Origin of the sequence: Kineococcus rugosus (genome assembly GCF_050871975.1) — a bacterium.
Taxonomy (GTDB): Bacteria; Actinomycetota; Actinomycetes; order Actinomycetales; family Kineococcaceae; genus Kineococcus.
Window position 1 is genome coordinate 153194 of record NZ_JBJLSJ010000004.1, and the last position, 10249, is coordinate 163442.

7 protein-coding genes are annotated in these 10249 nt (G+C 75.1%); 6 read left to right on the forward strand and 1 reads right to left on the reverse strand.

Features of this window, described 5'->3' with window-relative positions:
* Positions 1-54: 54 nt before the first annotated feature.
* The 6 genes from ACRYM6_RS03595 to ACRYM6_RS03620 all read left to right on the forward strand — a co-directional run bounded on the left by ACRYM6_RS03595 (position 55) and on the right by ACRYM6_RS03620 (position 8650).
* Positions 55-2088: an alginate lyase family protein gene (locus ACRYM6_RS03595; RefSeq protein ID WP_432541211.1), complete on the forward strand. Its 2034-nt coding sequence runs from the start codon at positions 55-57 to the stop codon at positions 2086-2088.
* Between the two features lie 195 nt (positions 2089-2283).
* Complete coding sequence (locus tag ACRYM6_RS03600) at positions 2284-3633, forward strand: DUF1972 domain-containing protein (protein WP_432541213.1); 1350 nt, start codon at positions 2284-2286, stop codon at positions 3631-3633.
* On the forward strand, positions 3630-4244 hold the full coding sequence (locus ACRYM6_RS03605; RefSeq protein ID WP_432541215.1) for a hypothetical protein: 615 nt from the start codon (positions 3630-3632) through the stop codon (positions 4242-4244). The genes ACRYM6_RS03600 and ACRYM6_RS03605 overlap by 4 nt, the downstream gene beginning before the upstream one ends.
* 85 nt (positions 4245-4329) lie before the next feature.
* On the forward strand, positions 4330-6591 hold the full coding sequence (locus ACRYM6_RS03610; protein ID WP_432541216.1) for a hypothetical protein: 2262 nt from the start codon (positions 4330-4332) through the stop codon (positions 6589-6591).
* Complete coding sequence (locus tag ACRYM6_RS03615) at positions 6588-7730, forward strand: glycosyltransferase family 4 protein (protein ID WP_432541218.1); 1143 nt, start codon at positions 6588-6590, stop codon at positions 7728-7730. Before ACRYM6_RS03610 ends, ACRYM6_RS03615 begins: the two co-directional genes overlap by 4 nt.
* Positions 7727-8650, forward strand: coding sequence for a glycosyltransferase family 2 protein (locus ACRYM6_RS03620; protein ID WP_432541220.1), 924 nt, complete (start codon positions 7727-7729; stop codon positions 8648-8650). Before ACRYM6_RS03615 ends, ACRYM6_RS03620 begins: the two co-directional genes overlap by 4 nt.
* Here ACRYM6_RS03620 and ACRYM6_RS03625 read toward each other — a convergent pair.
* On the reverse strand, positions 8592-10052 hold the full coding sequence (locus ACRYM6_RS03625) for a hypothetical protein (protein WP_432541222.1): 1461 nt from the start codon (positions 10050-10052) through the stop codon (positions 8592-8594). The genes ACRYM6_RS03620 and ACRYM6_RS03625 overlap by 59 nt on opposite strands.
* Positions 10053-10249: the final 197 nt, after the last annotated feature.

Here is a 10249-nt window from a genome sequence, read left to right on the forward strand (position 1 = left end):
GTGATCGCCGGAGGTCGGCTCAAGGCGGCCGAGAACCCTCCCGATCCATTCATCGTGACCCCCTCCACGTTCGTTACCGCGTCCCCCCGCCGCCTCGTCGCTGCCCTCGGCGTCGTCGCCGCCTCCTGCACCTTCCTCGTGACCGCCGGCGACATCGCCCGGGCTGCAACGGCTTCGACCACCACCAAGGTGGTCGCCCAGGACTCCTTCGCCGGCAGCACCCGCACGGTCGGCGGCGCCGAGGTCGGCGGCGCCTGGGCCGTCCGTTCCGCCGGTGGCGCGGCGACCACCGGCGGTGGCCAGCTGAACTTCCCGACCGTCCCCCGCGGCGGCAGCTTCTCGGCCGTCCTGCCCGCCGTCTCCGCCGGTGACGTCACCGTCAAGCACGGCGTGAAACTGCCCTCGGTCGGCACCGCGAAGGTCGGTCTCTACGAGACCACCGAGATCCGCCGCCAGTCCGACGGCGACCGCTACGGCACGACCCTGAGCATCGGTGCGGGCGGTGCGCTGACCCTCAGCGCCGACCGCGTCGTCGACGGCGCCTCGACCCAGCTGTCGAAGACCAGCCTGGACGTCAAGGCCGCCTCCGACGCGTGGCTGAACGTGGAGACCAAGGTCTCGGGCACCTCGCCCGTCACCGTCCAGGCCCGCGTCTGGCTCGCCGGCCAGAACGCGCCCCAGTGGCAGGTCGTCGCCCAGGACACCAGCGCCGCGGCCGTGAAGAAGGCCGGCGCGGTCGGCGTGAACGGCTACCTGTCCGGCAGCGGCACCCCCACCGCCGTCGCGGTCAACGCCTTCCAGGCCGTGGCGACCGTGCAGCAGACCGCCCCCGTCCAGGCCCCGGCGCCGGCCCCCACGGCGACGGCCAGCCCGCGCCCGACCACCGCGACCCCGACGCCGGTCGCCACCACGAACCCGACCAGCACCGCGACGCCGGCCACCGGGTCCCCGGCCGGCCTGCCCACCCTCAAGCGCGTGGTCACCAACGGCTTCACCCACCCGGGCATCCTCAACGGCACCACCAACCTGGAGGAGTCGCGCGCCGCCGTCCGGGCCGGCCGCTCCCCGCAGAAGCCCGCCTTCGACAAGATGAAGGGCAGCCGCTTCGCGCGCCTGACGTGGGCCCCGAAGCCGACCGCGTACGTCGGCTGCGGTTCGTACAACGTCGTCGACGAGGGCTGCACCGCCGAGACCGACGACGCGCAGGCCGCCTACACGCACGCGCTCATGTGGTACTACACCGGCGACCAGCGCCACGCCGACAAGGCCATCGAGATCCTCAACGCCTACGGCCGCACGCTGAAGGACCACAAGTTCGACACCAGGGTCTACAAGAACGGCCTGCTGCAGGCCGGCTGGGCCGGCCAGACCTTCACCAAGGCCGCCGAGCTGATCCGCTACAGCGGCGCCGGCTGGAGCTCGGCGGACATCGCGAAGTTCGAGACCATGCTGAAGACCGCCTTCCTGCCCCGCGTCGTCAACGGCTGGACCTGGACGTCGGCGAACTGGCAGCTGACCATGGCCGAGGCCACCATGAACATCGGTGTCTTCACCAACGACCGCGCCGCCTGGGACAACGGGGTCGGCGACTGGCGCAACCACGTCAAGGGCTCGTTCTACCTGTCCTCCGACGGCAGCAAGCCGAACTTCCCGGCCAACACCATCATGAAGGACGGCAACTACCGCGAGTACTGGTCGAACCCGAAGCAGTTCGTCGACGGCCTCGCCGCCGAGACGTGCCGCGACGCCTCGCACGTCGCGATGGGCCTGGCCTCGGCCCTCGACGCCGCCGAGACCGCCCGCATCCAGGGCATGGACCTGTACGGCGAGCAGAAGACCCGCCTGGTGAAGGCCATGGAGTACAACCTGCGGTTCGTCAACAACTCCTCGGCTTCCGGCTGGGTCTGCCCGAAGGCGATGAACCTCGGTGGCACCGGCTACAAGCTGACCTACGCGCTGGGCTACAACCACTACGCCACGCGCGGCGGCGCGGCGATGCCCGAGACCAAGAAGTTCCTCGGCACCGTGACCCCGACCGGTAGCGGCATCTTCATGAACTGGGAGACGCTGACCCACTCGGCCGGCTGATCCGCCGACACCCCGTACACCCGGGCGCCCCGGAACCTCCTCGGTTCCGGGGCGTTCGCGCGTTCCGGGCCTCGCCGGGTGGGCCGGACGGCGCGGATGGTCACAATCTTCTAGATATCCTTCCCCAGCTCCTCACGATTGGGCTACCGTCATCACTCCGCGTACAGGAGTGAACGCGGATGGGGGGACAACTCGATGACCGTTCACGCCCGCGGGCCGTCCACCGACGGTCTGCGCATCGCCCTGCTCGGGACCCGGGGGGTCCCGGCCCGATACGGAGGCTTCGAGACCTGCGTGGAAGAGGTCGGCGCCCGGCTCGCCGACCGCGGCCACCACGTCGTCGTCCACTGCGCCGCGCCCCCGGGCGGCGGCTCCGCGCGCCGCGAGCAGCTCCGCCGGTACCGGGGCATGCAGCTCGTGCCGCTGCCCGCCGTCCGGCGCCGCTCGCTGGAGACGCTCAGCCGGTCCGCGCTCGGCGTGGGCCACCTCGCCGTCCAGCACGGCCTGCGGGCAGCGCTCGCCCGCGGGGGGCGGACGGACGCGGCCGTGGTCTTCAACGCCGCCAACGCCCCGTTCCTGCCGGTCCTGCGCGCCCTCGGGATCCCGGCCGCCACCCACGTCGACGGGCTGGAGTGGAAGCGCGCCAAGTGGGGCCCGGCCGGCAAGCGCTACTACCGCTGGGCCGAGGCCTTCGCCGTCCAGCACTCCGTCGCCCTCATCGCCGACGCCGAGGGCATCGCCAGCTACTACCGCCGGCGCTTCGACGCCGACACGACGCTCATCCGCTACGGCGCCCCGGTCGTCGACGGCGGCGGGGACCCGCGACGGCTGGCCGAGCTCGGCCTCGAACCCGGCGGGTACCACCTCGTGGTGGCCCGCTTCGAACCGGAGAACCACGTCGACGTCATCGTCGCCGGCTACGTCGCCTCCCGGGCCCGCAAGCCCCTCGTCGTCGTCGGCTCGGCGCCCTACTCCGACGCCCACACCGCCCGCATCCACGCCCTGGCCGACGACCGGGTCCGCCTCGTCGGCGGCGTGTGGGACCAGGACCTCCTCGACCAGCTCTACGCCGGGGCGGCCACCTACCTGCACGGGCACTCGGTCGGCGGGACCAACCCCTCGCTGCTGCGGGCCATCGGCGCCGGCACCGCCGTCGACGCCTACGACGTCGACTTCAACCGCGAGGTCCTCGGCCCGGCCGGCACGTACTGGTCGGACGCCGCCGGGGTCACCGCCGCCGTGGAGGCCGCCGAGGCCGACGAGGCCCGGCTGCGCGACCGCGGCCGCGCCAGCCGGTTCCGGGCCGCGAACTACGACTGGGACGACGTCGCCGACGGCTACGAGGACCTCTGCCTGCGCCTGGCCGGTCGCCCCGTCCCGGTCCGCGACCAGGCCGAGGCCTCGATCCTGGACCTGACCACCGACCTCACGGTCGACCTCGCGGCGGGGGACGCCCCCCGGGCCGCCACCGAACTCGACCTCGCGGCACCGGGCCGGTACGAGGCCGTCCAGCCCACGACCCAGGCACGTTGGAGCACCAGGTGAGCCGAACCCAGCCGTCCCGTCCGCCCCAGCGCCGGCTGCTCGCCGCCGGCGCCCTCTGCCTCGTCGCCCTGGCGGCGTGCTCGTCCCCGGGCCAGACCCGCACCGAGCTCGCCGGCGGCACGGCCACCACCGTCGACCCGGCCGCGACGGCGCCCGACCCCGCCGCGACCGGGTCCACCGCGACCGAGCCCGAGGCCCCGGCCACCGCCGACGTCGTCGGCACCCGCACCCTGGCCGCGGTCCCCGTCCAGCGCGAAGCCCGCTTCTCCGAGGGGCTCACCGTGAAGGTCACCTCCGTGACCGAGGCCGAGGTCACCGCCGTGCACCCCGGCGAGGTCAGCGGCCCCGGGATGCTCGTGGCCCTGACCTTCACGAACGGCTCGCCCGACCCCGTCGACCTCGACGGGGTCCGGGTCAACGCCTCCCGCCCCGACGGCACCCCCGCCTCCGGGCTGGAGGGCCCGCCGTACGCGGCGCCCACCGGGGTCCTGGAGGTCGGGGAGTCGGGGACGGCCACCTTCGTCTACTCCATCCCGAAGGGCACCGCCCGCTCCATGACGCTCGAGATCACCTCCGTGAGCTCGACCGACACCGTCATCGTCGACGTCTGATCCTGGACCGCCACGAGGGTCGCCGACAGGCGGCAGCAGGGGGAAACGCATGAACAGCCTCGGCGCCCGGAGGTCGCGCCACGCCGTGATCGCTGCGCTGGCCGCGCTGGTGGTCCTCGTCGGACTGCCCGGAGCCACCACCGTCACCGCAGTCGCGGCCGACCCGCCGGACGTCCCCGAGACCGTCACGGCCGACGCCCTGCCCACGGTGCAGGTCAACGGGGTCGTCTGGGCCCAGACCACCGTCGGGAACACCGTCTACGCCACCGGGAAGTTCACCGCGGCCCGCCCCGCCGGAGCCGCGGCCGGTACGAACGAGACGCCCCGCAGCAACATCCTCGCCTACGACCTGACGACCGGGGAGCTCGTCACGAGCTTCACCGCGTCGCTGAACTCGGAGGGTTTCGGCATCACCGCCTCGCCCGACGGCTCCCGGATCTACGTCGTCGGGAACTTCACGCAGGCCAACGGGCAGAACAGGTACCGCATCGCCGCGCTGGACGCGCAGACCGGCGCCCTGGTCCCCGGGTTCGCCGCCCAGGTCGACTACCGCGCCCGCGCCGTCGTCGCGACCGACGACGCCGTGTACGTCGGCGGGCAGTTCTCCGTCGCGAACAAGACCGCCCGCAGCCGCCTCGCCGCCTTCAGCCCCGCCAACGGGTCGCTGCTGCCGTGGGCTCCGGCGGCCGACAACGAGGTGTTCGCCCTCGTCGCCCCGTCCGGCGGGTCGATCGTCGCCTCCGGCCGCTTCACCACCCTGAACTCCGAGAACCACTACGGGATGGGGGCCCTGGACCCGGTGACGGGCCAAACCCGCCCGTGGGCCGCCACCGGCGTGGTGCGCAACGCCGGCTCCAGGGCTGCCATCTACTCCCTGGCCACCGACGGGGGCACCGTCTACGGCACGGGCTACCAGTTCCAGTCCGGCACCGCCGGGAACTTCGAGGGCAGTTTCGCCGCCGACGCCACCACCGGGGAGCTGCGGTGGGTCGTGGGGTGCCTCGGCGACTCGTACTCCGTCCAGCCCCTCGGCGGCGTCGTCTACACCGTCGGTCACGCCCACGACTGCTCTCCCATCGGCGGCTGGCCGCAAACGGATCCGCAGCAGTTCCAGCACGCCATGGCCACGACGGCCGACGCGCAGGGGACGAACAGCAAGGGCGTCTTCAAGGCGAAGCCAGCGCCGAAGCTGCTGAACTGGTGGCCGACCCTGAACGTCGGGACCTTCACCGGGCAGTCCCAGGCGGCTTGGTCGGTCACCGGCAACGATGAGTACGTCGCGCTCGGCGGGGAGTTCCCCACCGTGAACAACGTGCCCCAGCAAGGGCTGGTGCGGCTGGCCGTCCGCTCGATCGCTCCCAACGCCGAGGGCCCCCGCTACCAGGCCGACTTCGCCCCCAACCTGACGGTCACCGGTACGGGGGCGGTGCGCGTGCGTTGGCAGACGACGTGGGACCCCGAGACCAGGGACCTGACGTACCGGGTCGTGCGAGACGGTGATCAGGCAAACCCGGTCGGGACGGTCACCGCGTCCTCGACCTTCTGGAACCGTCCCACAGCGGAGTTCACCGACACGGGGCTGGCCCCGGGGTCGACGCACACCTACCGCGTCTACGCTGGCGACGCCGACGGGAACTCCACGAACAGCACCCTCGGGACGATCACCGTCGGTGCGGTGTCCCCACCGGCGACGCTGGCGGCGGACACGTTTGGACGTACCGTCTCCAACGGGTGGGGCGCCACGAGCCCCGGCGGGACCTGGACGGTCACCGGCGGCTCCTCCACATTCTCGGTGAGCGGCGGTCTGGGCCAGGTGGCGAGCCCGAGGAACGCGACGACAACCGCAACGCTCGGAGCCGTCCGCACGACGACCGCCGACGTGCAGGTGACCGCGTCGGCGAGTCCGCTGCCCACCGTCGGGGGTCTGGTGCTGACGTCAGTGGCGCGGCGGGTGGACGCCTCGAACGACTACCGGGTGACGGCGCGCCTGTACTCGGGGAAGGCCGTCAACCTGTCCCTCCTGCGCAAGGTCGCCGGGACCCAGACCACGCTGGGCACCACCAGCGTGGCGGGCCTGACGGTGGCGGCCGGGCAAAAGTTGCAACTGCGGACCCAGGTCACCAGCACCAACCCGACCACGGTGCGGGCCAAGGTGTGGGCGACGGGTACGCCGGAACCGGTGGACTGGCAGGTGAGCGCGACCGACTCCTCCCCGGCCTTGCAGGTTCCGGGCAACCCGACCCTGTCCACCTACCTGTCGAGCGGGGCGAACACGTCCTCGGTCAAGGTGGCTTTCGACGACTTCAGCGTCAAGGAGGTCATTCCGGCGACCGGCGCGGGCGGGTGACCGACCCGCTGCGCGTCCTGGTGACGCACCCCGGCGCCAGCCTGTACGGCTCGGACCGCATGCTGCTCGAAGCGGTCCGGGCCCTGGCCGCCGCCGGGGCCCGCGTCGACCTCGTCGTCCCGCAGGACGGTCCGCTGGTGGGCCGCGCCCGCGAGCTGGGGGCCGAGGTCCACGTCCGCGCCGTGCCGGTGCTGCGCAAGTCCGCGCTCGGGGTCCGGGGGGCGGCGGGCCTGCTGGCCCGCAGCGCGCTGGCGCTGGCCCGCGACAGCGCCCTGCTGCGGCGGCTGCGCCCCGACGTCGTCTACGTCAGCACCCTCACCACGCCCACCTGGGTCGTGCTGCCCCGCCTGCACCGGGTCCCGGTGGTCTGCCACGTCCACGAGGCCGAGGGCCGGGCCTCGCCGCTGGTGCAGCGCGCGCTGTCGGCGCCGCTGCTGGCCGCCTCGCAGCTGCTGGTGAACAGCGAGTACGCCCTCGGCCTCCTGCTGCGGTCCTGGCCGCGGCTGCGCCCGCGCGCCGCCGTCCTGCTCAACGGCGTCGAGGGTCCCGGGCGGCCCGTCGCGGTCCGCGCCGACCGCGACGGGGTCCTGCGCCTGCTGTACGTGGGGCGGCTGTCAGAGCGCAAGGGCGTCCTGGTCGCCCTCGACGCCCTCGCGCAGGTCCTGCGCGAGGGCCTGGACGCCCACCTCGACCTCGTGGGGGACGTGTTCGCCGAGCACGCGGAGTTCGGCCGCGAGCTGTCCCGGCGGCTGCGGCGGCCGGAGTTCGCCGGCCGCGTCGACGTCCACGGCTTCGACCCCGACGTCTTCGCCCACCTCGCCCGCTGCGACGTGCTGCTCGTCCCGTCGGTGCTGCCCGAACCGTTCGGGAACACCGCCGTCGAGGGCGTCCTGGCCGGCCGGCCCGTCATCGCCAGCGACGCCGGGGGGCTGCCGGAGGCGCTCGCGGGCGTCGCCAGCGTCCGGCTCGTCCCGGCCGGGGACGTCGCGGCCACCGCCCGCGCGATCGCGGAGGTCGCCGCCGCGCTGCCCGGGCTGGGCGAGCTCGCCCTGACCCAGGCCGCCGCCGCGGCCCGCCGGTTCAGCCCGCAGCGGTACCGCCGCGGGGTCCGCGACCACCTGCTGGCGGCGGCCCGGTGAGCGGGATCGGCGTGGTCGTCGTGAACTACGGCGACCCGGCGGTCCTGGAGGCGAACCTGCTGCGGCACGACCTGGGCGCGGTCAGCTCGGCCGTCGTCGTGGTCGACAACTTCTCCGGTGCGGCGCACCGCGAGGCGGTCGCGCGCCTGTGCGCGCGGCGGGGCCTGGAGTTCTGCCCGCTGCCGACGAACGCGGGGTTCGGCCCCGGGGTCAACGCCGGCGCGGCGCGGGCGCTGGACCTGGGCTGCGACGCCGTCCTCGTCGTGAACCCGGACCTGCGGGTGCCGCCGGAGGTGGTGGCCGCGCTGCACGCCGAGGTCGTGGCCGACCCGCGCCGGGTCGTCGCGCCGCGGATCGTGCGCGAGGACGGCCGGCTCTGGTTCGACGGGGCGGAGGTCTCGCTGCGCACCGGCCGCACCCGGCGGACCGGCCGGCTGCCGGGGCCGGACCTGCGGCCGTGGCTGACCGGTGCGTGCCTGGCCGTCCACCGCGACCTGTGGGCGCAGCTGGGGGGTTTCTCCGACGGGTACTTCCTGTACTGGGAGGACGTGGACCTGAGCCTGCGCGCGCTGGAACTGGGGGCGAGCCTGCACGTGCGCGCGGACCTGGAGGCGGTCCACCTCGTCGGGGCCACCCAGCAGCACGGCTTCAAGTCCGCGACCTACGTGGAGTTCAACTGCCGCAACCGGTTGCTGTTCGCCCGGCGCCACCTGCCGGCGCGGCGGGTCGCGCGGTTCGTGGTGAGCTCCCCGGTCTACGCCGCCGAGGTGCTGCGCCGCGACGGGTGGCGCCGGCTGCTGCGCGACCGGTCCCCGGTGCGGGCGGCGGTGCGGGGGACGGTGGCGGGGTGGCGGATCGCGCTCAGCCCGCGGCGGCGGCCCGTCGCCGGCCCCGCCCGGCCGGGGCCCGCGCCGCGGTGAGGCGGGGCGCGCGGGGCCGCAGCGCCAGCGCCAGGGCCAGCGCGACGTCGGGCAGGTTGGAGTACATCGGCCCGAACGCCAGGTCCCACAGCGCCCGCAGGCCCAGCAGCAGGACCAGGGCGTCGGCGGTCCGGTCGGTGAGGTGGTCCAGCAGGGCCCGCACGAGCAACCCGGCCAGCAGCAGCGCGAACGCCACCCCGACCCACCCGAAGTTCGACCACGCGTCGGCGACGGTGGAGTGCAGCCGGAACTGCCCGCCGAACATGTAGTTGTCGACGTAGCCGTTGTCGGCGCCCACGCCGACGGTCGCCAGCCCCTCGCGGGCGACGAGGACGTCCTGCGGGCGGGGGACCGCGCCGGGCCCGAAACCGGCGGGGTCGTGGCGCATCAGGCTCCAGGTGCCGGCCCACTCCGGGCGCCCGCCCGCCAGCAGCGACCCGGCGGCGCGCACCTGCGCCTGCGACCGTTCCTGCAGGACCGTGCCCAGCGCCCCGGACAGCAGCAGCTGCTCGGCGGCCCGGTAGAGGGTGAACCCCCCGACCGCGAGCAGGGTCCCGGAGGCGACCCACGTCGCCAGCGTCGCCCCGGGCCGGCGGCGGTGCCGGCGGCGGTGCCGGCGGCGGTGCCGGCGGCGGGCGGCCGAGACGGCCTGCCAGCCCACGACGAGGGCGGTGAGGGCGGCGAACCCGAAGAAGCTGCGGTAGTCGTGGACGATGCTCAGCGCCCCCAGGCCGGCCAGCGCCGCCAGCACCACCGCGGTGCCGGCCCGCCCCCGCACGCGCTGGGCCGCGGCGAGCACGACGATGGTCACCGGCAGCGCGAGCTGGTACTTCCAGCCGTTGGCCGACCCCGGCAGGTGCGTCAGGTTCACCGCCAGCGCGCCCGCGCCGTAGGCCAGGGCGACGGCCTCGCGCGGCAGGAACCACCGGCACCACAGGGTGAACCCGAACCCGAGGACCACGGCCAGGGTGCGGGTCGCGGTGGCCACGGCGTACCGCGGCTCGACCTCGCGGGCACCGGGCAGCAGCACCAGGACCAGGCCGCTGGCGAGCGCGGCCGCGGTGAGCAGCAGCACCGCGCGGGCCCCGGGGTAGCGGCCGAGCGCGACGGCCCAGACGGGGAGCAGCCCGGCCACCGCGACCCCGGCGACGGGCAGGACGTCCCCGACGGTGAGGTCGGCGCCCAGCAGGGCCAGGCCGAGCACGGCGACCAGCCGGGTCACGGCCAGGGCCCGCCCGCGCGGCAGGCCCCGGCCGGTCTCGACGGCGGCGCCGGCCGGGTCGGCGGGGCGCGCCGAGCCGCGCCACCAGGCCAGGACGGTGCCGGGGTGGACCCCGGCGACCGTGCCGACGCGGCGGCAGGCCCGGCGGGTGCTCGCCCCGGCGTCGACCTCGGCGCGCACCCGCCGGAGCACGTTCTCCCGGACCGGGTCCGCCGGGGCCGCCCCCGGCGACCTCACCGCCGGCCGTGCGGCAGGGGACGGTCCCGCGGGGGGGGCCCCCCCCCCGGCCCCGCCCCCGCCCCCACCACCGGGGGGGCGCCCGCGGCGGCGGGCCCCCCCCCCCCCCCCCCGGGCCCCACGCACCCCCCCCCCCCCCC